We start from the raw sequence: 26,140 nt of genomic DNA on the forward strand, positions 1-26,140 counted from the left end.
CGATGAAGCTTTTCATCCTCGCGGTCGGCCACAAGATGCCGGGCTGGATCGCATCCGGCTTCGACGAATACACGAAGCGGATGCCGCCCGAGCTGCGCATCGAGCTGCGCGAGATCAAGCCCGAACTGCGTTCGGGCGGCCGTAGCGCCGAAAGCGTGATGGCGGCCGAGCGGCAGAAGATCGAGGCCGCACTGCCGAAGGGCGCACGCCTCGTCGCGCTCGACGAGCGCGGCCGCGACTGGACCACGATGCAGCTCGCGCAGGCGCTGCCCGGCTGGCAGCAGGACGGCCGCGACGTCGCGTTCGTGATCGGCGGCGCAGACGGGCTCGATCCGGAACTGAAAGCACGCGCCGACGTGCTGCTGCGCATCTCGAGCATGACGCTGCCGCACGGGATGGTGCGCGTGCTGCTCGCCGAACAGCTTTACCGGGCGTGGAGCATCACGCAGAATCACCCCTACCACCGCGCATGACGTGTCGTCCTCGAGACGCGCGCCGCGCGCGCCCACCGAGATAACGACACCATGCCGTCCAGCACGTCCCCCGCGCTTTTCCCGATCCTTTACCTCGCTTCGCAAAGCCCGCGCCGCCAGGAGCTGCTGCAGCAGATCGGCGTACGCTTCGAGCTGCTGCTGCCGCGCCCCGACGAGGACGCCGAGGCGCTCGAAGCCGAACTGCCCGGCGAAGCCGCCGATGCGTACGTGCGGCGCGTGACCGTCGCGAAGGCCGAAGCCGCGCGTGCGCGTCTCGTCGCGAGCGGCAAGCCGGCCGCGCCGGTGCTGGTTGCCGATACGACCGTCACGATCGACGGCGCGATCCTCGGCAAGCCGGCCGGCGCCGATGACGCGCTCGCGATGCTGACGCGCCTCGCGGGCCGCGAACACGAAGTCCTGACCGCCGTCGCCGTGATCGACGCGCGCGGCGAACTGCTGCCGCCCGCGCTGTCGCGCTCGTCGGTGCGCTTCGCGGCGGCATCGCGCGACGCATATGCGCGCTACGTCGAAACGGGCGAGCCGTTCGGCAAGGCCGGCGCGTACGCGATCCAGGGGCGCGCGGCCGAATTCATCGAGCGGATCGACGGTTCCCATTCGGGTATCATGGGTCTGCCCCTTTTTGAGACCGCGGCGCTGTTGCGTGCCGCGCGTGTCGCCTTCTGAATCCCACCATGAACGAAGAAATCCTGATCAACCTCACGCCGCAGGAAACGCGGGTCGCACTCGTCCAGCAAGGCGCGGTGCAGGAGCTTCACGTCGAGCGCACGCTGTCGCGCGGGCGGGTCGGCAACATCTATCTCGGCAAGGTCGTGCGCGTGCTGCCCGGCATGCAGTCGGCGTTCATCGACATCGGCCTCGAGCGCGCGGCGTTCCTGCATGTGGCCGACATCTGGCATCCGCGCCTCGCGGGCGAGCCGCAGTCGAACACGCCGCACCAGCCGATCGAGAAGACCGTGTTCGAAGGCCAGACGCTGATGGTCCAGGTGATCAAGGATCCGATCGGCACGAAGGGCGCGCGGCTGTCGACGCAAGTCAGCATCGCGGGCCGCACGCTCGTCTACCTGCCGCAGGAACCGCATATCGGCATCTCGCAGAAGATCGAGAGCGAGGCCGAGCGCGAGGCCGTGCGCGCGCGCCTGACGGCCGTGATCCCGCCGGACGAGAAAGGCGGCTACATCGTGCGCACGATCGCCGAGGATGCGACCTCCGACGAGCTCGCCGGCGACGTCGCCTACCTGCGCAAGACATGGGCGACGATCGTCGCGCAGGCGCAGCGGCTGCCGGCGACGAGCCTGCTGTACCAGGATCTCGATCTCGCACAACGCGTGCTGCGCGATTTCGCGAACGACGACACGACGCGCATCCAGGTAGATTCGCGCGAGACGTACCAGCGCCTCGCGGAATTCGCAGCCGAGTTCACGCCGGCCGTGAGCCCGAAGCTGCACCACTACACGGGCGAGCGGCCGCTGTTCGACCTGTACAACATCGAGACGGAGATCCAGCGCGCGCTGTCGCGCCGCGTCGACCTGAAGTCGGGCGGCTACCTGATGATCGACCAGACCGAGGCGATGACGACGATCGACGTGAACACCGGCGGTTATGTCGGCGCGCGCAACTTCGACGACACGATCTTCAAGACCAACCTCGAGGCCGCGCACACGATCGCGCGGCAACTGCGGCTGCGCAACCTCGGCGGGATCATCATCATCGACTTCATCGACATGGAGAACGCCGAGCATCGCGACGCGGTGCTGTCCGAGCTGAAGAAGGCGCTGTCGCGCGACCGCACGCGCGTGACGGTCAATACTTTCTCGCAGCTCGGGCTCGTCGAGATGACGCGCAAGCGTACGCGCGAATCGCTCGCGCACGTGCTGTGCGAGCCGTGCCCGACCTGCCAGGGCAAGGGGCAGGTAAAGACCTCGCGCACCGTGTGCTACGACATCCTGCGCGAGATCCTGCGCGAATCGCGGCAGTTCAATCCGCGCGAATTCCGCGTGATCGCCGCGCAGCAGGTGATCGATTTGTTCCTCGACGAGGAGTCGCAGCATCTCGCGATGCTGATCGACTTCATCGGCAAACCGGTGTCGCTGCAGGTCGAATCGAACCTGAGCCAGGAGCAGTACGATATCGTGCTGATGTAAGGTTCCGCCCATCCGCCGCCGGCATCGCCGCGCGGCGCTTCGATGCGGCGCCCGGGCCGCTCGCGCATCCCGCGCCAGCGCCCGCCGCCGCCCTTTCACTTACCCTTTTCGCATTCATCACGCACCATGAGCCAAGGCCACAACCGCCGTCAGCGCAAGAAACTCCACATCGGCGAATTCCAGGAACTCGCGTTCAACGCGACCGCGCATTACCGCAACGAGATGACCGACCTCGAGCGCGGCGAACTGATCGACGCATTCATCGACTTCGTCGAAGCGAACGGCCTGCTGACCGTTGCGTCCGCGGACGAAGGCATCGGCGCCTACGTGATCTCCGGCGCGCCGCGCGGCACGACGACCGACGCCGATCGCGAGATCGTGCGCGGCTGGCTGGCCGCACGGCCGGAACTGACCGACGTCAAGGTCAGCGAATTCACCGATGCGTGGTATCCGGACGCCTGACTTTCCGGTTTCGCCCTGCATCGGGCAGCGCCCGCGCCTGCCCGCCATGACGGCGGGCCGGGCCGGCGCCTGTGTGTACCGCCTCCTCTTTCGGTCCCCTCCCTTCCCCCGTCGCCCGACACTCGCTCGACCGGCACCGACTCACACGATTCGCGCCGCGTCGACCGTGAATACCCCTAATCGGGCGCCGCAACCTCGACCTCAACCGTTATTCGGCGTCCCCCGCCCCGCCCTCGATCCCTTCCTTTTCCCGACAGTCCGCCTCCAATCGGCCATCGAAATCGGTCCTGAAAGCAAGACACGTTAAACTCTCACCTCGCGTGGTGCGCCGCCCGCACCCGCCATCCATCGCCAGCCGCGTGCCCTCGGGCCGCCCCCGACCCATGGAGTGAGTGTCAATGAGCGGCGGATTTCCGTTTCCCGCATCCCGCAAGTCGTTTCCGTCATCGACGGTCTTCCTGATTCTCGCTGCCGCCGTGCTGCTGTCCGGCTGCGGGCTGCTGCCGACCCAGAATCCGCCCGCGCCGATCAGCGAGGCGCTCGTCGAGCCCGTCGAGGAAACCGCCGGCGAGCCGCTGACGATGCCGCCCGTACCGGCGCCGACGCAGCCGGAGGAACCGGAAGCGCCGAAGAAGCCTCACCGCGAGGTGACGCGGCCGAAGCCGGTACAGCGCCCCGAATCGCCGACGCCGCCGCCTCCGCCGCCCGCGCCGCTCGTCGCAACGCGCGCGCTCGACCGCACCCAGATCCATGCGCTGCTCGACAGCGAAGTCGCGCGCCGCAACGGCAAGGTGATCGGCCGCGCGGTCGACATGGTCACCGACGCGAGCGGCAAGCCGCGCGAGATGATCGTCAACCTGCAGGGCTTCATGGGCGTCGGCGACCGTAAGGTCATCTTCCCGTGGAACGTGTTCCGCTTCACGCCTGGCGGCAAACAGGAGCCGATCGTGCTCGACGTGCCGTCGGGCGACCTGCCGCCGGCCGCGCGGCCGAAGGCCGTGCCGCTGACGGGCTCCGCCGCGGCATCGCCCGCGACGCGGCTGCCGATGCTCGACAGCGATGTCGAGCGCCCGAACGGCACGAAGATCGGCCGCATCGTCGACGTGCTGATCGACCGCGCCGCGCAACCGCAGGCCGTCGTGCTCGACCTCGGCGGGCTCGTCAATACCGACCGCCGCTCGATCGCCGCGAACTGGGCCGCGCTGCGCTTCGTCACGCGCGACAAGGCGCTGCATCCGCAGCTCGACCTGAACGACGCGCAGATCAAGGCGTCGCCGCCCTACGCGGCCGACAAGCCGATCGTCGCGGTCTCGCCGCCGCCCCCTGCCGCCCCCGCGCCGGCTTCGTCTGCGAGTGCCACCCGATGACGATCAAGCATTCCGTCAGCGTTCGCAGTCTGCGGTCTCTCGACTGGCTCAACTTTTTCGTTGCAAACGTTCAAACCGGGTTCGGTCCGTTCATTGCGTCCTACCTCGCGTCGCACAAGTGGACACAGGGCGAGATCGGCATGGTGCTGTCGATCGGCACGATCAGCGCGATGGTCAGCCAGGTGCCGGGCGGCGCGGCCGTCGATGCGCTGAAGAACAAGAAAGGCGCGGCCGCGTGGGCGATCGCGGCCATCATCCTGTCCGCGGTGCTGCTCGCGTCGAGCCCGACGATCGTGCCGGTGATCGCCGCCGAGGTGTTCCACGGTTTCGCGAGCTGCATGCTCGTGCCGGCGATGGCCGCGATCTCGTTCTCGCTCGTCGGCCGCGCCGATCTCGGCGACCGGCTCGGCCGCAATGCGCGCTGGGCGTCGATCGGCAGCGCGGTCGCGGCGGGCCTGATGGGGCTCACCGGCGAATACTTCTCCGCGCGCGCGGTGTTCTGGTTGACCGCGGTGCTGGCGCTGCCCGCGCTGTTCGCGCTCGCGATGATCCAGCCGACGCACGAGGTGATTCCGCAGTCGTCGAAGCCCGACGACCACGGCGATCACGACGAAGCCGGCGAGCGCGAAACGCTGCTCGAACTGTTGCGCGACCGCCGGATGCTGATCTTCGCGGCGTGCGTCGTGCTGTTCCACCTGTCGAACGCGGCGATGCTGAACCTCGCGGCCGGCGAAGTCACAGCCGGGATGGGCGAGAACGTGCAGCTCGTGATCGCCGCGTGCATCATCGTGCCGCAGGCGATCGTCGCGATGCTGTCGCCGTGGGTCGGCCGCTCCGCGCAACGCTGGGGACGCCGGCCGATCCTGCTGCTCGGCTTCTCCGCGCTGCCGGTGCGCGCGCTGCTGTTCGCCGGCGTGAGCAGCCCGTACCTGCTCGTGCCCGTGCAGATGCTCGACGGCATCAGCGCGGCCGTGTTCGGCGTGATGCTGCCGCTGATCGCGGCCGACGTCGCGGGCGGCAAGGGCCGCTATAACCTGTGCATCGGGCTCTTCGGGCTCGCGGCCGGGATCGGCGCGACGCTCAGCACGGCCGCGGCCGGCTACGTCGCCGATCACTTCGGCAACACGGTCAGCTTCTTCGGGCTCGCGGGCGCGGGTGCGCTCGCGGTGCTGCTGGTCTGGCTCGTGATGCCCGAAACGCGCGTCGAGAACGGCGATGCAGCGGCCGACGAGCCGGCCGCCGCATCGCCCGAACAGGCGCACTGAGAGCGGCGCGCCGCCGTTACCCGCTTCTTGGCCAACTCATGATGGATACGATCAGGACACTCAACGAAGCCCGTCAGCAGATCCAGCAGTCGGTCTTCGATCTGTTCAAGGGGCTGACCTTCGGCGAGCGTTTCGTGCAAGGCGTGCTGATGGCCATCCAGGCCGTCTGCGGCGCGTGCCTCGCGTACACGATCGGACGTGCGCTGCACACCGAGCAGGCCGTGTGGGCAGCGGTCACCGCGATCGCCGTCACGCAGCACAACTACTCGGACACGATGTCGCTGTCGCGCGACCAGTTCGTCGGCGCGATGATCGGCGGCGTGCTCGGCTTCGCGGGCGCCGCGCTCGGCGGCGATCGCCTCGTCGCCTATGCGCTCGCGGTCGCGCTCACGATCGTCTGCTGCTGGTGTCTGAACGTCGGCAGCGCGGCACGGCTCGGCGGCGTGACCGCGACGATCGTGCTGCTGTTTCCGGGCAACGGCCCGCTGTGGGACATTCCGCTGATGCGGCTCGGCGAGGTGACGCTCGGCACCGTGTGTGCGCTGGGCGTGTGCTGGGGGATGTCGAGAATCGAGCGGCGCTGGTTCCGCCGTGCGGCGGCAAAATGACGCGGCTGCCGGGCCCGCGCCCGGCAACCGGATGAACGGCGGGAAACGTTACTCGCCGATCTGCAGCACGATGCCCGAGCCGATCTGCACGAGCAGGTGATCGCCACCCACGCCGACCCAGTGATAGCCGCGCGGCGGCGGGCTCAGGTGGTAGCCGCGCCAGTCGTCGATCACGTACTGGCGGTCGCGGAATTCGCTGGGCAGCCGGTCGCCCTTGTGCCAGTCGCGGCGCGGCTGGTCGGCCCAGCGCGGCGGTACGTCGTCCTCGCGGTGCATCGCCTGGCCGGGCGGCATGTGTTTCGGGCCATGGCCGCGATGCATGCCGTGGTTGTCGTGGTTGCCGTGATCCTGCGCCATCGCGGCCGGCGCGGCAAAACCCGCCGCGATCAGCGCGGCCAGCATCATGCAGTGCATCTTCTTCATCGTGCCTTCCCTCCGTGTTGTCACGTCGTAGCAAACGACCGGGCCTGCCCAATCAAGACTAGCACACCGGTTTGACGCGAACGGAACGCGCGTCACGCCGCCTGCTGCTGGTACTGGATCCGGTGCAGGTGCGCATAGAGGCCGCCGTGGCGCAGCAGTTCGTCGTGGCTGCCCTCTTCGACGATCTTGCCGGCCTCGAGCACGAGGATGCGATCCGCGCGCTCGATCGTCGACAGCCGGTGCGCGATCACGAGCGTCGAACGGCCTTCCATCAGCCGTTCGAGCGCGGCCTGCACGTGGCGCTCCGATTCCGAATCGAGCGCCGACGTCGCTTCGTCGAGGATCAGGATCGGCGCGTCCTTGTAGATCGCGCGCGCGATCGCGAGCCGCTGGCGCTGGCCGCCGGACAGCCGCATCCCGTTGCCGCCGACGAGCGTGTCGAGCCCGTCGGGCATCGCGGCGACCGCGTCGGCGAGGTTCGCGGCCTCGAGCGCGGCCTGCACGCGCGCGCGGTCGGGCGTCTGCCCGTATGCGACGTTCGCGGCGATCGTGTCGTTGAACAGCACGACGTCCTGGCTGACCATCGCCATCTGGCCGCGCAGCGCGTGGAGGTCATAGTCGGCAACCGGCACGCCGTCGACCAGGATCGCGCCGTCCGTCGGGTCGAAGAAGCGCGGCAGCAGGTTCACGAGCGTCGTCTTGCCGCTGCCGGACGGGCCGGCGAGCGCAATCATCTCGCCCGGCGCGACCTTGAACGAAATGCGGTCGAGCGTCGGCCGCTCGGCCGCGCCGTAGTCGAACGACACGCCGCGAAACTCGATCTCGCCGCGCGCGTGCGGCAGCAGCCGCCCGCCGCCCTGGGGCTCGGCCGGCTCGTCGATCAGCCCGAAGATCAGCTCGGCGGCCGTCATCCCGCGCTGCAGCGGCTGGTTGACGTCGATCAGGTGCTTGAGCGGAGAAATCACCAGCAGCATCGACGTGACGAACGCGACGAAGCCGCCGACCGTCGTCTGGTCGTTGGTCGACTGCACGACCGCGATCGTGATCACGACCGCGAGCGCGATCGACGCGAGGAACTGCGTGAGCGGCTGCGCGAGACCGCCCGAGATCGTCATGCGCATCGCGTAGCCGCGCAGGCGCTTGCTCATCGACGCGAAGCGGTCCATCTCGTACGCTTCGCCGTTGTGCACCTTGACGACCTTGTAGCCGCCGACCGTCTCCTCGACGATGTACGACAGCTCGTTGGTCAGCGTCTGGTGCTCACGGTTCAGGCGGCGCAGGCGGCGGTTGATCTTGCTGACGAGCCAGCCGATGCCGGGCAGGATCACCGCGACGATCAGCGTGAGCCGCCAGTTCAGGTAGAACAGGTAGCCGAGCAGGAAGATCACCGTCAGCGAATCGCGCACGAGCGTGACCATCACGCCCGTCAGCACCGACAGGATCTGGTTGACCTCGAACACGATCGCGTTGATCACCGTGCTCGCGGTTTCGCGCTGGAAGAACGACGCGCCGGTATGGATCATCCGCTGGAACATCTCGAGCCGCAGTTGCAGCAGGATGCGGTTCGAAACGTAGTTGAGCAGGTAATTCGATGCGTACTGCGATACGCCGCGCACGAGCGCGAGGCCGATCACCGCGATCGGCACGTACCATTTCGCGCGGTCGCTGCCGTGCACGCCGAAACCGTGGTCGAGGAGCGGCTTGAGCAGCGCAGGAATGCCGGCTTCGGTGGCCGCGACGACGCCCATCGTCATCACGGCGAGCACCACGATGCCGATGAGCGGCCGGATGTACGGCCACAGGCGCTTGAGGACCGTGACCGGCGAGGTGCCGGTGCCGTCCATCGGTTTGCGAAGAGTGTTCTGGGTTTCCAAGGCAATCCTTCTTGAGCCGCGATGCGGCGCCCGGCGCGTGGCCGCCCGGGATTTCGCCCCTGTCGGGCGGGTGCCGAAAAGGGCTCAACATTATAGCCGCACCGCCCTCGCCGGCACGGTCATGGCCGATGCGGCCGGCGGCCGGGCCGCGGGTATACTGCCGCTCACCGTTTTCTCCGCCCTTCCGACGATTTCATGGCTGAACCCTCCCTCGGCGTCGCCCTCATCGCCCTCAACGCGTCCGCGCGGCTCGCCCAGTGCCTCGATGCGCTGTCGTTCGCCGACGATGTCGTCGTCATCGACGGCGGCAGCACCGACGATACCGTCGCGATCGCGCAGGCGCACGGCGCGCGCGTGATCGTCGAGCGCGACTGGCCGGGCTTCGGCCCGCAGAAGAACCGCGCGCTCGATGCGCTCGGCACCGACTGGATCCTATCGCTCGATACCGACGAAATCGTCAGCCCTGAGCTCGCGCGGTCGATCCGCGACGCGATCCGCGCGCCGGCCGCGCAGGTCTATGCGCTGGACCGGCTGTCGAGCTTCTGCGGCCAGTGGATCCATCACAGCGGCTGGTATCCAGACTGGGTGCCGCGCCTGTTCCGGCGCGGCGCCGCGCGTTTCTCGGACGATCTCGTGCACGAGCGCCTCGTGTTCGATACCGCCGCGCAGCGCCTGCCCGGCAAGCTGATGCACTACTCGTACGAGGATTTCGAAACCGTCGTGCGCAAGCTCGACGCATATTCGACGGCCGGCGCGCGCCAGCGCCGCGCGGCCGGCCAGCGCGGCGGCTTCGGCAAGGCGCTCGCGCGCGGCGCCTGGGCGTTCGTGCGCACCTACGTGCTGCGGCGCGGGTTCCTCGACGGCCGCGCGGGCTTCATGATCGCCGTGTTCAACGCGGAGACCGTGTATTACCGCTTCCTGAAACTCGGCCACGAACCGGTGCGCTGAGCGCCCGCCCCTGCGCGCCGCCGGCAAGCGGCCGGCCCGGCGTTACAATGCCAGGCTGCCCGCGCTGCGCGTGCCCGCCCAGACGGCTGCACCGCGTGCCGCCCGCCACGACGACCACCGAATCCGACCTCCATGTTCTCCATCATCATCCCGACCTGGAACAACCTGCCGTACCTCAAGCTCGTCGTCGACAGCCTGCGCCGCCACTCCGCGTACGATCACCAGATCATCGTGCACGTGAACGACGGCTCGGACGGCACGCTCGACTGGGTGCGCAGCGAAGGAATCGAGCACACCGCGTCGCCGACCAACATCGGCATCTGCCATGCGGTGAACCTGGCCGCCGCGCGCGCGACGCGCGACTACGTCGTCTACATGAACGACGACATGTTCTGCTGCCCCGGCTGGGACGCGGCGCTCGTGCGCCGCATCGAACAGATGCCGACCGACCTTTTCATGCTGTCGGGCACGATGATCGAGCCGGTCGACACGCGCAACCCGTGCGTCGTCGTCAGCAATTTCGGCCGCGACGCCGAACATTTCGACGCGGCGGGCCTCGTCGATGCGACCCCACGGCTCGCGCGCGCGGACTGGCTCGGCTCGACCTGGCCGCCGACGCTCGTGCACCGCGACTGGTGGAACCGCATCGGCGGCTACAGCAGCGAGCTGTCGCCCGGCATGAGCAGCGACAACGACTTCTCGATGAAATTCTGGGACGCCGGCTGCCGGATCTTCCTCGGTGTCGGCGACAGCCTCGTCTACCACTTCCAGCAGAAGAGCACGGGCAAGATCGTCAAGAACGACGGCCGCCGCCAGTTCCTGAACAAATGGGGCATGACCCAGGCGACGTTCGACCGCTACTACCTGCATCGCGGCGAGCCGGCCGGCACGCGCATCGCGCTCGATACGCCGGCAGTTGCTGGGCGCCTGAAGCGCGCGCTGCTGCGCTCGCGGATCAAGCGCGCGTTCAGCTGATCGGGCCCCGAAAACGGCACAGAAACGCTGCTTGCTTCGCGTATACTGCGCCGTTCGTCCCGGAGCTCCCGCCGGGACGCGCGGCGCGAGCACGATGTCCGCAAGCCGCATTCGTCCATTCGACAGGTTCCGATGCTTTCGTTTTCCGCTCCCGCCACGCGGCGCCTGACCGCCGCCCGTGCATTCGCCGTCGCCGCGCTCTGCATGGTGCCCGTCTCGACCGCGCTGACCAACGTCTTCTGCGGGCTGTTCGCCGCCGCGCTCGTGATCTCCCCCGAATTCTGGCGCGACCTGCGCTCGTTCGTGACCGACCCGGCTTCGCTCGCGGCGCTGCTGATCCTCGCCGCGCTGACTGCCAGCGTCGCGTATACGGTCGCACCGCACAACAAGGCGTGGAACTGGGTCGCCAAGTACGACAAGCTGCTGCTGCTGCCCTTCGCCGTGCTCGCGTTCCGTCATTCGAACTGGGCACCGATCGTGCGGCGCTGCTGGTTCGGCACGTTGTGCGTGATCCTTCTGCTGTCGACGACCAACTATCTCGGGCTGACCGCGATCGGGCCCGCGTATGCGACCCAACTGCCGCTGTCGCGCGCCTGGGTGTTCAAGAACCACATCGCCGCCGGCATGTTCGGCGCGCTGCTGTTCTACCAGGCGGCCGATCTCGCGCTTGCCGCCCGCACGGCGCTGTCCCGCACCGCGTATGCGGGCGTCGCCGCGTGGTCGCTCGTTAACGTGTTCGTGATGCTGCAGGGACGCACGGGGCAGGTCATCGCGCTGCTGCTGATCCTCGTCGTCGCCGCGCGTTTCGTGCTGCTGCTGCGCCGGCAATCGGCGCTGCGCGCGGGGCTCGCCGCCGGCGTGCTCGTCCTGTCCGGTGTCGCGCTCGTGGTAGCCGCCTGCACGGTTCACAACGGCCGCCTCGTGAAGGTCGTGTCCGAAGTGCAGCAATACCGGCAGAGCGACGCGGCCACGTCGACCGGGTTGCGCCTCGAGTGGTACAAGAAGGGGCTCGAGCTGTTTCGTCAGCGCCCGGTGATCGGTTACGGCGCGGGCGGCCTCGAATCCGAATTCGAGAAGCTCACGGCCGGCAAGACGGCCGCCGAAGGCCAGCTCACGTCGAACCCGCACAACGAATACCTGCTGATGGCCGTGCAGCTCGGCTCACTCGGCCTGCTGCTGTTCATCAACCTGATCGTGCAGATCGCGCGCGGCAGCCGCACGCTCGATCCGCGCTCGCAGCATTTGCTGCTCGCGTGGCTCGCCATCTTCGCGATCGGCAGCCTTGCGAATTCGCTGCTGCTCGATTTCGCCGAAGGTCACCTGATCGTGCTGCTGGCCGGCATCCTGCTCGGTTGCGGCGAGCGCGGCGAGGCGCTGCCGCGCGAGACGTCGGCGGTCCGGCGCAGCGCGTAACGCGCAACGCGCAACGGCATCCGCGCTGCCGCCAGCCGGCTTCGGCGGCAGCGGAGGCCCGCCGTCAAAGCGAGCGGGCTGCGCGGCTCGTCGCGAAACAAGCCGCCTGTAATGAAGCAAAAACGCGCGTCTCCCGCGCGTCAGTCGTCAGTCGGATCCGGCGCGATGCAGTCGCGACGTATCGACGGCGGCCTCGGCCGGGCCCGGCGGATTCAGCCCGAGCATCTCGGCCGCCGCGGCTTTCACGCGCTGCGCGCCGAGATTGGCGAGGCAATCGCTGCGGCTGTCGACCTTGCGCTCGCAGCCCTCGTGCCGGCACGGCACGCAATCGCCCTCCCCCTGCAGCAGCCACACGTTCCCGTGCCGCCCCGAGCCGCGCAGCGGCCACGGATTCTCAGTCGCGGGCCAGTGCTGCGGCCACGGCCCCCAGCGCACGGGGTCGGACGGGCCGAACAGCGCGATCGTGTCGGTGCCCGTCGCAGCCGCGACGTGCGTCGCGCCGGTGTCGGGCCCGATGAAGAGCCGCGCGCGCCGCACGAGCTCCGCGCTCTCGCCGAACGTGAGGCGGCCGACCAGATTGAGCACGTCGCCGCCCGCTTCGGCCGCGACCTGCTCCGCATACTCGCGCTCGCGATCGGCTGGACCGCCCGACAACGCGACCGCAAAGCCGCGCTCGCGCAGCCAGCCGATCATATCGACCCAGCCTTCGAGCCGCCATTGCTTGTAGCGGAACATCGGATACGGATGCAGGACGACCAGCGGCTTGCCGTCGCGGATCGCCGGCGACTCCGCGAGCCATGCGTCGAAGCGCGCGCGCCGCGCGGGATCGTCGCCGATGCCGGGTGCGACGACCTCGGACACCGGCTCGATGCCGATCACGGGTGCGAGCGCAAGCGTGCTGACGACCGTATGCGCGGATTCATGGTGATTGATCGCGATGCCGTTCAGCATCATCCGCGTGAGCCACGTGACGCGGTCGGGATCGACGAGGCCGACCCGTTTGCGACCCGCGAACCAGCTATAGAAGCGCGGCCGGTCGGAACTCAGCGCCGCGCACGCGAGATCGTAGCGGCGCCACATCGACAGCGCGTCGCGCAGCCGCTCGCGGAATCCCGCGCGCTGCGCGACGACGATCACGCGCCGCACGTCCGGATTGTGCTCGAGCACGCCCTCGGTGCCGCGAAACACCAGCATGTCGATCTGCGCATCGGGCCAGCGGGCCTTCAGCGAACGCACGAGCGGCGTCGTCAGCAGCACGTCGCCGATACGGCGCGGCGCGGCAACGAGGATGGTTCTGGGCGGGCGGGCGGAGGAAAACAGGGCCACGGCGATCGGTCTGTCTAGCTGGCTGAACAAGGCTGGCAATGTACAGGATTTTGCAGCAGCCGGCGCGGCATCGCGAACCGGCCGTGCAGGACGCGCTGATGCGACCCCTGATGCGACCCTGCCTGCGGGCGCGGTGCGGCAGGCGCCGGCACTTGCACCGTGTGCGGTGCTTCCGGCGCTATGAAGTGATGGTCAGGACCGCGGATGTCGCGGCGGCCGTCGGCCGTGCGCGTGCCGCATCCGCCACCGGCTCGCCGCAAGGGCCGGCCTGCGGCAGCAGATGACGCACGGCGCGCTCGACCGCGTCGACACCGATCGCGTCGACGGTCGCGCCGGCGCGCAGGATCACATGCGGCACGCCGAGCGGATGCCAGCGCAGGTATTTCTCGGGACGGTCCTCGAACAGTGCCGCAACCGGCACGCCGAGCGCCGACGCGAGATGCACGGGTGCGCTGTCGGCCGACACGATCGTATCGAGCAGGCTCGCGGCAGCCACCAGATCGGCGACCGACGACGGCGCGACATGGCGCGCGCTCATGTCGCGCCACGCGTCGTCCTCGGCGGTATTGCAGATGGCCGGATCGCGAAACACGATCACGTCGGCGAACGGCGCGAGCCGCTCGCCGAGGTCGCGCCAGCGATCCGCGGGCCAGCGGCGCTCGGCCGCCTTGTTCGACACGAACAAACCGACGCGCGGCTTCGTACGCTCGCCGAGCAGGCGATACCACGCGTCCTGCAACGTGCGATCGGGATGAACCGACAGCTCGAGGCGGTCGAGATCGACACGACCGAGTTCGGGCACGAGCCGGAACCCCGACAGCGCCTCGTGGCACATCGACCGCTGCGCGATGTGTTCGGGCTTGCGATCGTCGAATTCGGTCTCGGCATCGTGCCAGCGGCAGTCCTTCGCGCCGAGCTGGCGCGCGAACTGCATGCTGCTGCGATGCATGCCGCCGTTCGGCACGACCACGAGGTCGAACCGCAGGCGACGCAGGCGGCGCACGAGCCGCAGCCGGTCGAAGAACGCGCGCATCCGCCCGGGACGGTCGTTGCGTTCGCATTGGCGGCTGTACACGTACGTGTGAACCGCGTGCACGTCCGGGTTGCCGGCCAGCGCGGCCGCGTTGTAGCGGTTCGCGACCACATGCAGTTCCGCGCCCGGCCAGCGCTCCTTCAGCGCACCGAGGAACGCGGTCGTGCACAGCATGTCGCCCAGAAAATCAATCCGGATCACGAGGATTCGCCCCGTCGGGTTCCCGTTGGCCATGGTCATGTGGTGACTGTCAGTTTTTATCGTCGCGACGGGCTGATGCCCCGGTATCCTGTTCAGAGACGGCCCTGTCGCGCGTTGCCGCTCGCCGCATGGATCCGCCCCCGTTTGTGTGCGCGCGTGCGAGCGCGACTGCGCCGGATTGTATAGCGTCCGGATGGCCGGCCCAAGACCCGGGTACCCGAAGATGTAAAAACGGCCCGCCGCACCGCACGATGGCGATGCGACGGGCCGCGTATCGCGACAGCCGCCCGGTGGTCGGGATGCGGTCAGTACGTGATTTCGACGACACTGCCGTCGAACGCCGCGCGCAGTTCCGCGAGCAGCATGTCGCTCGGCTTCACGCGCCACGCGTCGCCGAGACGCATTTCGCCTTGCGCCCGCGCGTTGCTGTAGTGGATCTGGACCGCGAGGCCGTTCGGCAACGGCGCCTGCGGGCGACGGCCGCCGTCACGCCCGCCGCCGCGCGGCGCGGGCGCTTCGACCGCGTGCGCGGCGGCCTGATCGTCCTTCGACACGTGCGGCTCGAGCACGCGGCGCAGCGCCGCTGCGTCGGCGTTGCCGTTCATCGTCAGCCGCACGGCCTGCGCATAGCGGCTGCGCGCGCGTTCGAGATCCATCACGGTATCGGTCGTGAAACGGATGCCGCCCGTGAATGCGTCGTTGCGCGCCTGCCCCTGCACGATCAGCAGTTCGTCTTCCTTGAACAGCGCCTTGTTCGCCTCGAACTGCTCGTTGAAGATCGTGATCTCGCACTGGCCCGAACCGTCGTCGAGCAGCGCGATCAGCATCTTGCCGCGCTGGGTCATCTGCGTGCGCAGCGATGCGATGATGCCCGCGACGAGCTTGTCGCGCCCTTCCTTCAGGTCGCCGACCTTTTGCCGCACGAAGCGGCGCACCTCGTCGCGATACGCGTCGAACAGGTGGCCGGACAGGTAGAAGCCGAGCGCGCCCTTTTCTTCCTGCAGGCGACGCTTGTCGTCCCACGCCGGTTCATCGACGAGCGCATGCGCGTGCGGCGACTCGGCGCCCATGTCGAACAGGCCGGCCTGCATCGCGTTCGCCTCGGCCTGGTCGGCCGCTTCCATCGCGAGCGGTACCGACGCGAGCATCTGCGCGCGGTTCGCGTTCAGCGAATCGAACGCGCCGGCGCGGATCAGCGCCTCGACCGTGCGGCGGTTGACGACGCGCCTGTCGATCCGTTCGCAGAAGTCGAACAGGTCGGTGAACGCCTTTTCCTCGCGGGCGCGCAGGATTTCCTCGATCGCGTTCTGGCCGCTGCCCTTCACCGCGCCGAGGCCGTAGCGGATCGTGCGCGAGCGCTTGCCGTCGGCTTCGGCAACGGGCTCGAACCGGTAATGCGACTGGTTGATGTCGGGCGGCAACACGGCGAGGTTGTTCACGACGCAGTCGTCGAACAGGATCTTCACCTTGTCGGTGTCGTCCATCGCGAGCGTCATGTTGGCCGCCATGAATTCGGCCGGATGGTGCGCCTTCAGCCACGCGGTGTAATACGCGAGCAGTGCGTACGCGGCCGCGTGCGACTTGTTGAAGCCGTAGCCCGCGAACTTCTCCATCAGGTCGAAGATCTCGTCGGACTTCTCGCGCGTGAGGCCGTTCTTCGCCGCACCCTCGGCGAAGATCTCGCGGTGCTGGGCCATCTCCTCGGGCTTCTTCTTGCCCATCGCGCGACGCAGCAAGTCGGCGCCGCCGAGCGAGTAGCCGCCGATGATCTGCGCCATCTGCATCACCTGCTCCTGATAGACCATGATGCCGTAGGTCTCTTTCAGGACGGGTTCGACGCGCGGATCCGGATAGTCGACCTTCTCGCGGCCGTGTTTCCGTGCGCAGAAGCTCGGGATCAGGTCCATCGGGCCCGGGCGGTACAACGACACCAGCGCGATGATGTCCTCGAAGCGGTCGGGCTGCGCATCCTTCAGCATGCCCTGCATCCCGCGGCTTTCCAGCTGGAACACCGCGACCGTGTTGGCCTTCTTCAGTATCTGGAACGAAGCCGGATCGTCGAGCGGCACCTGCGCGAGCGACCAGTCGGCCTTCGACGGATCGAGGCGGCGAATGTAGCGCTCGGCCCAGTCGAGGATCGTCAGCGTCGTGAGGCCCAGAAAGTCGAACTTCACGAGGCCGACGGCTTCGACGTCGTCCTTGTCGTACTGGCTGACGACGCCGCCGTCGTCGCCCTGCGTGTACAGCGGACAGAAATCGGTCAGCTTGCCGGGCGCGATCAGCACGCCGCCCGCGTGCATCCCGACGTTACGCGTGAGGCCCTCGACGCGCTGCGCGAGATCGAGCAGCTGGTGGACTTCGTCCTCGTGGTCGTAGCGCTCCTGCAGCTGCGGCTCTTCCTTCATCGCGTCGGCGATCGTCACGTGCTTGCCCGGCTTGAACGGGATCAGCTTCGCAACGCCGTCGGTGAACATGTAGCCGAGGTCGAGCACGCGGCCGATGTCGCGCACGGCCGCCTTCGCAGCCATCGTGCCGAAGGTGGCGATCTGCGACACGGCGTCCGCGCCGTACTTCTCCTTCACGTACTGGATCACGCGGTCGCGGCCGTGCTGGCAGAAGTCGATGTCGAAGTCGGGCATCGACACGCGTTCCGGGTTCAGGAAGCGCTCGAACAGCAGGTTGTAGCGCAGCGGGTCGAGGTCGGTAATGCCGAGCGCGTACGCGACCAGCGAACCGGCGCCGGAGCCGCGGCCCGGGCCGACCGGCACGCCGTTGTTCTTCGCCCAGTTGATGAAGTCCGCGACGATCAGGAAGTAGCCGGGGAAGCCCATCTTCGTGATGGTCCCGCACTCGAATTCGAGGCGCTTGTAGTACGTGTCGCGCTGCGCGTCGCGTTCGGCTTCGGCCGGATAGAGCTGCACGAGCCGTGTCTCGAGCCCTTCCTTCGACAGCTGGACCAGGTAGTCGTCGAGCGACATGCCGTCCGGCGTCGGGAACAGCGGCAGCTTCGGCTTGCCGAGCTCGAGCTTCAGGTTGCATCGTTTCGCGATCTCGACCGTGTTCGCGACCGCCGACGGCAGGTCGGCAAACAGCGCGACCATGTCGTCCTGCGTGCGGAAATACTGGTCGGTCGTGAAGCGCTTCTGGCGCCGCGGGTTCGCGAGGATGTCGCCTTCCGAGATGCACACGCGCGCCTCGTGCGCGGTGAAATCGTCGTCGGTCATGAACTGCGTCGGGTGCGTCGCGACGACCGGCAGCTTCAGCGACGCGGCGAGCGTCGCGGCCTGCTGGATGTATGCCTCGGCGCCCGGCTGGCCGTACCGCTGCAGCTCGATGTAGAAGCCGCCCGGAAACACCTTCGCCCAGCGCTCGGCATGACGGCGCGCTGCTTCTTCGTTGCCGGCCGCGAGCGCGAGCCCGATATCGCCCTGCTGCGCGCCCGACAGCGCGAGCAGCCCCTGCGCGAGCTCGCCGTCGAGCCAGCTCGCGTCGAGTTCCGCGCGGCCGCGATACTGGTTCGTGAGCCATGCCTTCGACAGCAGCTCGCAGAGATTCAGGTAACCGACCTTGTCCTTCACCAGCAGCAGCAGCCGCGACGGCTTGTCGCGATCGTCCGGATTGGCGATCCAGACGTCGCAGCCGGCGATCGGCTTGATGCCCTTGCCGCGGGCTTCCTGGTAGAAACGGACGAGGCCGAATGCGTTGCCGAGATCGGTGAGCGCGAGCGCGCCCTGGCCGTCCGCGGCCGCCGCCTTGACGATGTCGTCGAGACGCACGATGCCGTCGGCAATCGAGAATTCGGAGTGAACGCGAAGATGAACGAAGCGGGGATCTGACATGGGCGTTATTGTAGCCGCGTCGCCGCGCAGGCTGCCCAAAAAATCCCCGCACTGGCCGTTCGGCCGATGCACGCGACGCCGCGTCGCGCTGCCTGCCCAACGGCCAGATGCCGAAGCGCACGCGGTTTGCGGGATAATACGGTTTTTCGAATCATCGCCACGGCTTCGCACCCTTTTTTGCGAGCCGCCGTGCGGCCGTTTCCCCGTCGGACCATCATGACCATCGTCAACCTCGCCGCCTACCACTTCGTGTCGCTCGACGCGAACGAGCAATGGCGCCCGCTCGTCACCGCCCGCTGCAACGAACTCGACCTGCGCGGCACGATCCTGCTCGCGCCGGAAGGCATCAACCTGTTCATCGCCGGCACGCGCGAAGCGGCCGACGCGTTCGTCGACTATCTTCGCCACGATCCGCTGTTCGAGGGCAAGTTCGCGACGCTGCAGTTCAAGGAAAGCCTGTCCGACTCGCAGCCGTTCCGCCGCATGCTCGTGCGCCTGAAGCGCGAGATCATCACGATGAAGAAGCCGGCGATCAAGCCCGAGCTCGGCCGCGCGCCGTCCGTCGACGCGCGCACGCTGAAGGCATGGCTCGACCGCGGCCATGACGACACGGGCCGCCCGGTCGTGATGCTCGACACGCGCAATGCGTTCGAGGTCGACGTCGGCACGTTCGACGATGCGCTCGACTACCGGATCGACAAGTTCAGCGAATTCCCGGAAGTGATCGATGCAAACCGTGCCGATCTCGACGGCAAGACGGTCGTGTCGTTCTGCACGGGCGGCATCCGCTGCGAGAAGGCCGCGATCCACATGAAGGAAATCGGCATCGAGAACGTGTACCAGCTCGAAGGCGGGATCCTGAAGTATTTCGAGGAAGTCGGCGGCGCCCATTATCACGGCGACTGCTTCGTGTTCGACTACCGCACCGCGCTGAACCCGCAACTCCAGCCTACCGAGAACGTCACGTGCTTCGCGTGCCGCGCGGTCGTCACGCCGCAAGCGCAACAGTCGCCGGGCTACGTGCCCGGCAAGTCGTGCCCGGCCTGCGCGCAGGCAGCCAGCGCCGCGTAAGCGCGCGCCCCGCGCTCAAATGAACGGCTATCGCGGCCGCTTCGCGCCGTCGCCCACCGGGCCGCTGCACTTCGGCTCGCTGGTCGGCGCGCTCGCGAGCTGGCTCGACGCGCGCGCGCACGGCGGCGCATGGCTCGTGCGAATCGAGGATCTCGACGGCCCGCGCACGGTGCCCGGCGCGGCCGATGACATCCTCGCGACGCTCGCGCATTTCGGCATGACGCCCGACGAGCCGCCCGTATGGCAAAGCACGCGCGATGCCGCGTATACGTCCGCGCTCGAGCAGCTCGTCGCAGCGGGGCTCGTCTATCCGTGCGGCTGCACGCGCAAGGAAATCGCCGATTCGCTGCGCGCCGCGCACGAGCGCCACACGACGCTCGCGTACCCGGGCACCTGCCGCACCGGTCTGCATGGCAAGCCTGCGCGCGCATGGCGGCTGCGCGTACCGGACGGCGACGCGGCGATCGTCACGTTCGACGACCGCTGGCAGCACGCGCAATCGCAAAATCTTGCGACCGAAGTCGGCGATTTCGTGTTGAAGCGCGCGGACGGGCAATGGGCCTATCAGCTCGCGGTCGTCGTCGACGATGCCGATGCGCGCATCACGCACGTCGTGCGCGGCGCCGACCTGCTCGATTCGACCGCGCGCCAGATCCATCTGCAACACTGCCTCGGCGTACCGACGCCGCGGTATCTGCACGTACCCGTCGTCGTCGATGCAAACGGCGAGAAGCTCAGCAAGCAGACAGGCGCGACCGCGCTCGAGCGCGACGATCCGCTGCCGGCACTGCAGGCCGCGGCCGCGCATCTGGGCCTCGCGCCCGATGGCGCGCTCGCTGGCACGACGCTGGATGCGTTCCATGCGGCCGCAACGGCCGTGTGGGCGCAACGCTTCGGGCCGCTGGCCGGCTGAAGCGCCCGGCAAGCCGGTCTCGCGCCGATCAAGTGCCGGTTGCATCGCTCGCCGCCAACCCACGTCCCGCCCCCGTCCAACCACGGCTCCAATAAAAAACGGGCACATGCTCATCACATGCACCCGCTTTTCCGGCAGCGCTCACGCGCCGCACCGCCACGTCCGTCGAGCTTACGCCGACGGCTTGCGCGGCATCCCGAACCCGCCGAGCAGCGCGGCGACCTGGCGCTTCGGCCCTTTCTTCTCGGGCTGCTGCGCGGGCTGTGCGTCGTCCGACTGCTTCGCCGCCGCCGACGGCTCATACGGCTTCAGGAAGAAATCGTCGACCGGCGCTTCGTGGCGACGGTGATGACCACTACGCTCGGAACCGGCCGAGCGGCGCGCCGATGCACCGCGATGCTCGTCGCGTTCGCGCCGGCCACCGCGTTCGCTGCTGCGGTCGCCGCCACGGTCGTCCTGACGATGGCGCGCCGGCTTGTCGAGCGCGAGCGTCTGCACTTCGAGCGGACGCTTGATCAGCTTCTCGATATCGGCGAGTTGCTTGCGCTCGTTCGGGCTGCACAGCGACAGCGCGTCGCCGGTCGCGCCCGCGCGGCCCGTACGGCCGATCCGGTGCACGTAGTCTTCCGCGCTGAACGGCAGGTCGAAGTTGATCACGGCCGGCAGTTCGGCGATGTCGAGGCCGCGCGCGGCCACGTCGGTCGCGACCAGCGCCTCGATTTCGCCGCGCTTGAACGCGTCGAGCGCCTGCATCCGCTCGATCTGCGTCTTGTCGCCGTGGATCGCCGACGCGACGACACCGTCGCGCTCGAGGTTGCGCGCGAGCCGGCTCGCGCCGATCTTGCTGTTGCAGAACACGAGCACCTGCTTGAGCCCGCGACTGCGCAGCAACTGCACGACGGCCGCCTGCTTGTCGCCTTCGGCGACGTCGTAGACGATCTGCGTGACGTTCGCGTTCGTCGAGTTGCTGCGCGCGACCTCGATCGTCTGCGGGTTGCGCAGGTAGGTCGACGCGAGCTTCTTGATTTCCGGCGAGAAGGTGGCCGAGAACAACAGCGTCTGGCGCTCCTTCGGCAGCAGGTTCAGGATCCGCTGCAGGTCCGGCAGGAAGCCCATGTCGAGCATCCGGTCGGCCTCGTCGAGCACGAGCATCTGCACCTGCCCGAGGTTCGCGGTCTTCTGCTGCACATGGTCGAGCAGGCGACCCGGCGTCGCGATCAGGATCTCGACGCCGCGGCGCAACTCGGCCATCTGCGGGTTCATGTCGACGCCGCCGAACACGACCGCGCTGCGCAGCGGCGTGTGCTTCCCGTACGCATGCACGTTCGCGGCGACCTGGTCGGCCAGTTCGCGGGTCGGCGTCAGAATCAGCGCGCGCACCGGGTGGCGTGCGGGCGATGCGCTCGTGTTGGCCTGGGGCAGCAGGCGCTGGATGATCGGCAGCGAGAAGCTCGCGGTCTTGCCGGTGCCTGTTTGCGCGGCGCCCATGACGTCGCGGCCGGCGAGCACGACCGGAATGGCCTGCGCCTGGATCGGCGTCGGCGTCGTATAGCCCTGCTCCACAATGGCTTTCAGGATATCGGCGGCAAGGCCGAATTGGTCGAAGGTTGCGTCGACGGGCTTGGCGACAGAATCGGACATGGTGGCGTTTCGCTCAAAAGGCGCGGCGGGGACATCGTGCGTCAGGCCAGCCGGGCCTGCGCTCATCACAATTCGGAAATAGACGGAGCCGCGGCGCGCCGCGCGGCGCCGCTCTGGCGCTTGGGACCGGTTCAATGCGAACGCTGGACACCAGGCCGTGCGGACTCCGTTCGGCGCGAATGCCGGCGGAAAGGGCCGTATTGTAGCACTGCGCGGCCATCTGTCCGCGACAACGCCGCGAACGGCCGCAGCGGCAGTTCGCGCGGCGAGCCCGGACAGCGCCGCACGGCCGGCGAACGGCCCGGTCGGGCTATCCCGATCGGTCGTCGAGCGACATCAGGGGCCCGATCAAGAATGGCGTTGCCCAGGCGTCCGCGGCAGGCCTGAGCGCCGAACCTTCAGGTCCGGCAGCCGGCTGGCGCTGGCGCCTGGCGGACACGATCCACGATCGCGCCCGGCGCTCAGCCCTTCTTCTTTTTCTTCTCGACCTGCACGCAGTCGCCAAGCAGCGGCGGCGACTTCGGGTCGGCGATCTCGTCGCGCAGCGTCGCTTCCTTGCCCTTCGTCCACCACGTATAGCGGCCGGCCTGATAGCGCGCGCCCGAGGCCGACACGGTATCGACGAACAGCAATTGCCGCCCGTTGACCGGCACGAGCGCGAAGCTCTGGCCGTTGCCCGCGAGCCAGTACGACACGCGCACGGGCTGCTTCTGGTTCGCGCACTGGTAGAAGGTCTGCTGGCGCGAATCGGCGTCGATCTCTTCGACGGTCAGTTGCGCGGCATGCGCGACGGAAACGGCGGTGCCGGCGAGCGCGAGTGCGGCGACGGTTTGGCGAATCATGCAGGTCCTCTCGCGAGACGGGTGGAAACGCGCCCTCGCGGGGCGCGGTTATTGTTGGTTATCGCACCGGTTATCGTCGTCAGGGATCGATGACGTCGGCGCACGCGTCGGTCGGCGCGGCCGCGACATGGCCGACGAGCGGCACGATCTTGAGCCCGGCCGATGCCACCCGGCACGGCGCGGCCGCGAGGCCGCAACCCGCGAGACTCGCGGCAAGCGCCAGCGCGGCACCCAGCTTTCCGATACGCAGCCAGATCGGCGCCATCGCCCTCTCCTCGTTCCGTCAGCGGGCCGACACGGGCCGGACGGCCGCGGCGGCGCGCTTCGCGCGTTCGCGGGCTTCGTCGACGGTCGCGCCGGTCGCCAGCGCGACGCCCATGCGCCTCTTCGCAAAACTTTCCGGCTTGCCGAACAGGCGCAGGTCGGCGCCCGGCACCGCGAGCGCGTCGCGCACGCCTTCGAACGCGATCCCGCGCTCGTCGAGCCCGCCGTAGATCACGGCCGACGCGGCCGGCGTTCCGAGCGCCGGATCGACCGGCAGCCCGAGAATCGCGCGCGCGTGCAGCTCGAATTCCGACTGACGCTGCGACGCGAGCGTGACGAGGCCCGTATCGTGCGGCCGCGGGCTCACCTCGGAGAACCACACGTCGTCGCCGCGCACGAACAGCTCGACGCCGAACAGCCCGCGCCCGCCGAGCGCCTCGGTGACCTTGTGCGCGATCTCGCGCGACTTCTCGAGCGCCACCGCGCTCATCGGCTGCGGCTGCCACGATTCGACGTAGTCGCCCGCGACCTGCACGTGGCCGACCGGTTCGCAGAAGTAGGTGCGCGTGCCGAGCGTCGCCGGGTCGATCGCGCGCACGGTCAGTTGCGTGATCTCGTATTCGAAATCGATGAAGCCCTCGACGATCACGCGGCCGTGGTTCACGCGCCCGCCCGCCATCGCGTAGTCCCACGCGGGCTTCACGTCGGCTTCGGTCTTCACGACCGACTGCCCCTTGCCCGACGACGACATCACCGGCTTCACGACGCACGGCATGCCGATCTTCGCGACCGCCGCGCTGAAGGCCTCGAACGATTCCGCGAACGCATACGGCGACGTCGGCAGCCCGAGCTCCTCGGCCGCGAGCCGGCGGATCCCTTCGCGGTTCATCGTGAGTTGCGTCGCCCGTGCGGTCGGGATCACCTCGGCGAGGCCGGCCGCCTCGATCGCCGCGAGCGCGTCGGTCGCGATCGCCTCGATCTCCGGCACGATCAGGTGCGGGCGCTCGGCCTCGACGATCGCCCGCAGCGCGGCTGCGTCCGTCATGTCGATCACGTGCGCGCGATGCGCGACCTGATGGCCCGGTGCGTCCGGATAGCGGTCGACCGCGATGACTTCTACACCGAGCCGCTGCAACGCGATGATGACTTCCTTGCCGAGTTCGCCGGCGCCGAGCAGCATGACGCGCGTGGCCGAGGGTGAAAGCGGCGTACCGAGCCGCTGACCGATCTGCATGTGATTTCCCGCTTCTGGTGGAGGACGAAAACGGCTCCGATGTTAACACGCGCCACGACGCCGGTTTGGCGGTTTCGCCGTGCCGCTGCCCGGCCGTGCGCCGCGCGCGGGCAGGCTGCGAACGTTTTCACGCGTGAAGTGTCGGCTCGCCTGCCGCGGGGCGGGTGCGTTACTCTTACGCCTTGATCAGAATCCGATGAGGAACGAGGCTCATGTCCCACCTGTTCGCAGCCGCACGCGCCCGCACCGGCCTGCTTCGTCCGTTGCGCGCGCCGCTCTGCGCGTTGACGCTTGCCACGCTTCTCGCCGCCTGCGCGATGCCGACCCACCCCGATTCCGCCGCCCCCGCCCCCGACCCGTACAACCCGGCCGCCGTCCAGTTGCTCGACGACACGAGCTGGGAGCTCACCAGCTGGCTGAACGCCGACGGCACGCAGCGCACGATCCCGCACGGCGACAACGGCGAGCCGATCAAGCTCGCGCTGTCGACCGATTCGGGCATCCGGCGCGCCAGCGGGTTCTCGGGCTGCAACCGCTACATGGGCACCTACGCGATCAAGAACGGCCTGCTGAGCTTCGGGCCGCTCGCCGGCACGCGGATGGCCTGCCCGAATACGCTCGGCGGCCAGCTCGAACACGCGTACCTCGACGCGCTCGCCCATATCGAGAAGACCGGCGTGCAGATGCGCGAACCCAAGCAACTGCAGATCGTGACCAATGCCGGCGCAACGCTGACCTTCACGCACCGGAGCCCCTGATGCACCGCGCACGCGAAGGCCGGCCGACCGCCTTCGCGTTGCGCGCGCGTGCCGGACGCACGCGCAGCACGGCGTGAAACGAATTCACGCCGCCTTAGAATCTTGTTCGCCGGCCGGTTAAACTCGGCGGGTCGCGCCCCGCGCGCCCCTCCCCACTCCTGTTTCAAAGCATGCACACGGTTGTCTTCGGCTGGTTCGGCATCTCCGCCGTCTGGTTCCTCCTTCTCTTCTGGCGTCTCGTGCAGGCGATGCTGCCCGGCGGCGGCGGCCTCGCCGGCCGCGGCTCGATCCGCCTGTGGCTCGGCTTCGCCGCGGTGTTCGTCGCAAGCTGCACGCTGACGAGCGCGCTGTCGGGCCCCGACACGAACGCGCTCGGCCACGCGTTCTCCGCGGGCTTCGCCCATGTGCTCGGTCCGATCGGCACGCCGGTCGCGATGGTCGTGCTGTTTTTCGCCGGGTTGCCCTGGCTGACCGGCATCGGCTGGCGCCAGTTCGCCGCATGGGTCGACACGTCGTTCGGCGTCAAGCTGTCGCGCGAGCGCGACGACGACGATGCCCGCGGTATCGCCGACCTGCCGCGCAGCGCGCTGCATCGCGACGACGATGTCGTGCAGCCGACCACCGCGCATACCGTCAACTCGATGGCGCCGCGCCAGAATGGCCGGTATTCGCGCCCGACGCTGTGGAAACCCGACCCGCAGGCGCGGCCGAAGCCGCGCAGCAAGACGCCTCCGCGTCCGCACACGGAACCCGTCGCGCCGTCGGGCTGGCTGAAGCCGACCGCGACCGGTCGCAGCATGCCGGCGCCGCCCGCGCCGATGCCGGCCAGCGCGATGCCGCCCCCGACGACCGGCAGCACCGCCAGCCTCGCGCGTGCGGCGGCGAACTCGCAAGTGCCGCGCCCCGATCCCGCCCCGCTTCCGGTCGGATTCGAACCCGTCCGGCCGCGGCCGACGGCTGCACGACCGGCCACCGCTGCGCTGAAACAAGCCGCTCCGCACACCGCGGTCACGCCGCGGCCGGCCAGCGCACTACCGCCGCGCCCGCC

22 protein-coding genes and 1 pseudogene are annotated in these 26,140 nt (G+C 68.7%); 14 read left to right on the forward strand and 9 right to left on the reverse strand.

From position 1 onward, the window contains the following. Nucleotides 1-2: 2 nt before the first annotated feature. The 7 genes from rlmH (at nucleotide 3) to ACNQQL_RS21330 (ending at nucleotide 6,337) form a co-directional block, all read left to right on the forward strand. Nucleotides 3-473, forward strand: coding sequence for a 23S rRNA (pseudouridine(1915)-N(3))-methyltransferase RlmH (gene rlmH, locus ACNQQL_RS21300; RefSeq protein ID WP_006484265.1), 471 nt, complete (start codon nucleotides 3-5; stop codon nucleotides 471-473). Between the two features lie 51 nt (nucleotides 474-524). After that, the gene (locus ACNQQL_RS21305; protein WP_347065466.1) at nucleotides 525-1,157 is read left to right on the forward strand and encodes a Maf family protein; all 633 of its coding nucleotides are present in this window, start codon (nucleotides 525-527) and stop codon (nucleotides 1,155-1,157) included. Between the two features lie 8 nt (nucleotides 1,158-1,165). Next, nucleotides 1,166-2,635: a ribonuclease G gene (gene rng / locus ACNQQL_RS21310; RefSeq protein ID WP_072440765.1), complete on the forward strand. Its 1,470-nt coding sequence runs from the start codon at nucleotides 1,166-1,168 to the stop codon at nucleotides 2,633-2,635. A gap of 126 nt (nucleotides 2,636-2,761) precedes the next feature. Continuing rightward, complete coding sequence (locus ACNQQL_RS21315; protein ID WP_034184839.1) at nucleotides 2,762-3,097, forward strand: YggL family protein; 336 nt, start codon at nucleotides 2,762-2,764, stop codon at nucleotides 3,095-3,097. A 398-nt stretch (nucleotides 3,098-3,495) separates the two neighbouring features. Continuing rightward, nucleotides 3,496-4,464: a PRC-barrel domain-containing protein gene (locus ACNQQL_RS21320; protein WP_347065469.1), complete on the forward strand. Its 969-nt coding sequence runs from the start codon at nucleotides 3,496-3,498 to the stop codon at nucleotides 4,462-4,464. Continuing rightward, complete coding sequence (locus ACNQQL_RS21325; protein ID WP_347065471.1) at nucleotides 4,461-5,729, forward strand: MFS transporter; 1,269 nt, start codon at nucleotides 4,461-4,463, stop codon at nucleotides 5,727-5,729. Before ACNQQL_RS21320 ends, ACNQQL_RS21325 begins: the two co-directional genes overlap by 4 nt. Nucleotides 5,730-5,770: 41 nt before the next feature. Beyond that, nucleotides 5,771-6,337 carry an FUSC family protein gene (locus tag ACNQQL_RS21330; RefSeq protein WP_034184836.1) on the forward strand — a complete coding sequence of 189 codons (567 nt, stop codon included), beginning with the start codon at nucleotides 5,771-5,773 and terminating at the stop codon, nucleotides 6,335-6,337. 48 nt (nucleotides 6,338-6,385) lie between these two features. Here the strand turns inward: ACNQQL_RS21330 and ACNQQL_RS21335 are convergent, their stop codons facing one another. After that, on the reverse strand, nucleotides 6,386-6,760 hold the full coding sequence (locus ACNQQL_RS21335; protein WP_347065473.1) for an RcnB family protein: 375 nt from the start codon (nucleotides 6,758-6,760) through the stop codon (nucleotides 6,386-6,388). A 92-nt stretch (nucleotides 6,761-6,852) separates the two neighbouring features. Further along, nucleotides 6,853-8,604: a lipid A export permease/ATP-binding protein MsbA gene (gene msbA, locus ACNQQL_RS21340; protein ID WP_347065495.1), complete on the reverse strand. Its 1,752-nt coding sequence runs from the start codon at nucleotides 8,602-8,604 to the stop codon at nucleotides 6,853-6,855. A gap of 225 nt (nucleotides 8,605-8,829) precedes the next feature. Between msbA and ACNQQL_RS21345 the strand changes: the two genes are divergently transcribed. The 3 genes from ACNQQL_RS21345 (at nucleotide 8,830) to ACNQQL_RS21355 (ending at nucleotide 11,970) form a co-directional block, all read left to right on the forward strand. Then, nucleotides 8,830-9,582 carry a glycosyltransferase family 2 protein gene (locus ACNQQL_RS21345; RefSeq protein ID WP_072440776.1) on the forward strand — a complete coding sequence of 251 codons (753 nt, stop codon included), beginning with the start codon at nucleotides 8,830-8,832 and terminating at the stop codon, nucleotides 9,580-9,582. Between the two features lie 132 nt (nucleotides 9,583-9,714). After that, nucleotides 9,715-10,557, forward strand: coding sequence for a glycosyltransferase family 2 protein (locus ACNQQL_RS21350; RefSeq protein WP_072440777.1), 843 nt, complete (start codon nucleotides 9,715-9,717; stop codon nucleotides 10,555-10,557). A 132-nt stretch (nucleotides 10,558-10,689) separates the two neighbouring features. Next, nucleotides 10,690-11,970, forward strand: coding sequence for an O-antigen ligase family protein (locus ACNQQL_RS21355; RefSeq protein ID WP_347065476.1), 1,281 nt, complete (start codon nucleotides 10,690-10,692; stop codon nucleotides 11,968-11,970). A 147-nt stretch (nucleotides 11,971-12,117) separates the two neighbouring features. Here ACNQQL_RS21355 and ACNQQL_RS21360 read toward each other — a convergent pair whose 3' ends face one another. The 3 genes from ACNQQL_RS21360 to dnaE form a co-directional block, all read right to left on the reverse strand. Then, nucleotides 12,118-13,296 (reverse strand): glycosyltransferase family 9 protein, encoded by a 1,179-nt coding sequence (locus tag ACNQQL_RS21360; RefSeq protein WP_347065478.1) that lies wholly within the window; start codon nucleotides 13,294-13,296, stop codon nucleotides 12,118-12,120. Between the two features lie 178 nt (nucleotides 13,297-13,474). Continuing rightward, entirely contained in the window at nucleotides 13,475-14,563 is a 1,089-nt protein-coding gene (locus tag ACNQQL_RS21365) for a glycosyltransferase family 9 protein (RefSeq protein WP_347065497.1), read from the reverse strand. Nucleotides 14,564-14,835: 272 nt separating this feature from the next. After that, a complete protein-coding gene (dnaE, locus tag ACNQQL_RS21370; protein WP_347065480.1) occupies nucleotides 14,836-18,369 on the reverse strand; it encodes a DNA polymerase III subunit alpha in 3,534 nt (1,177 codons plus the stop codon). Nucleotides 18,370-18,585: 216 nt separating this feature from the next. Here dnaE and ACNQQL_RS21375 point away from each other — a divergent pair, with 216 nt between their 5' ends. Both ACNQQL_RS21375 and gluQRS read left to right on the forward strand, forming a co-directional pair. Then, on the forward strand, nucleotides 18,586-19,440 hold the full coding sequence (locus tag ACNQQL_RS21375; RefSeq protein ID WP_347065482.1) for a sulfurtransferase: 855 nt from the start codon (nucleotides 18,586-18,588) through the stop codon (nucleotides 19,438-19,440). Between the two features lie 19 nt (nucleotides 19,441-19,459). Continuing rightward, nucleotides 19,460-20,353 carry a tRNA glutamyl-Q(34) synthetase GluQRS gene (gene gluQRS / locus ACNQQL_RS21380; RefSeq protein ID WP_347065485.1) on the forward strand — a complete coding sequence of 298 codons (894 nt, stop codon included), beginning with the start codon at nucleotides 19,460-19,462 and terminating at the stop codon, nucleotides 20,351-20,353. 171 nt (nucleotides 20,354-20,524) lie between these two features. Here gluQRS and ACNQQL_RS21385 read toward each other — a convergent pair whose 3' ends face one another. The 4 genes from ACNQQL_RS21385 to purT form a co-directional block, all read right to left on the reverse strand. Beyond that, complete coding sequence (locus ACNQQL_RS21385) at nucleotides 20,525-22,060, reverse strand: DEAD/DEAH box helicase (protein WP_347065487.1); 1,536 nt, start codon at nucleotides 22,058-22,060, stop codon at nucleotides 20,525-20,527. Nucleotides 22,061-22,455: 395 nt separating this feature from the next. Continuing rightward, a complete protein-coding gene (locus ACNQQL_RS21390) occupies nucleotides 22,456-22,836 on the reverse strand; it encodes an MliC family protein (protein WP_072440790.1) in 381 nt (126 codons plus the stop codon). 79 nt (nucleotides 22,837-22,915) lie between these two features. Next, nucleotides 22,916-23,101, reverse strand: a complete 186-nt coding sequence (locus ACNQQL_RS21395; protein ID WP_072440792.1) for a DUF6726 family protein — start codon at nucleotides 23,099-23,101, stop codon at nucleotides 22,916-22,918. 18 nt (nucleotides 23,102-23,119) lie between these two features. Further along, nucleotides 23,120-24,334, reverse strand: a complete 1,215-nt coding sequence (purT, locus tag ACNQQL_RS21400) for a formate-dependent phosphoribosylglycinamide formyltransferase (protein ID WP_072440794.1) — start codon at nucleotides 24,332-24,334, stop codon at nucleotides 23,120-23,122. Between the two features lie 212 nt (nucleotides 24,335-24,546). On the opposite strand from purT, the gene ACNQQL_RS21405 reads away from it, so the two are divergent. Both ACNQQL_RS21405 and ACNQQL_RS21410 read left to right on the forward strand, forming a co-directional pair. Next, complete coding sequence (locus tag ACNQQL_RS21405; protein WP_072440796.1) at nucleotides 24,547-25,092, forward strand: META domain-containing protein; 546 nt, start codon at nucleotides 24,547-24,549, stop codon at nucleotides 25,090-25,092. Between the two features lie 170 nt (nucleotides 25,093-25,262). After that, nucleotides 25,263-26,140: pseudogene (locus tag ACNQQL_RS21410) on the forward strand (DNA translocase FtsK); the annotation flags it as partial.

Origin of the sequence: Burkholderia sp. LFS061, assembly GCF_047978125.1 — a bacterium.
Lineage (GTDB): Bacteria > Pseudomonadota > Gammaproteobacteria > Burkholderiales > Burkholderiaceae > Burkholderia > Burkholderia pyrrocinia_C.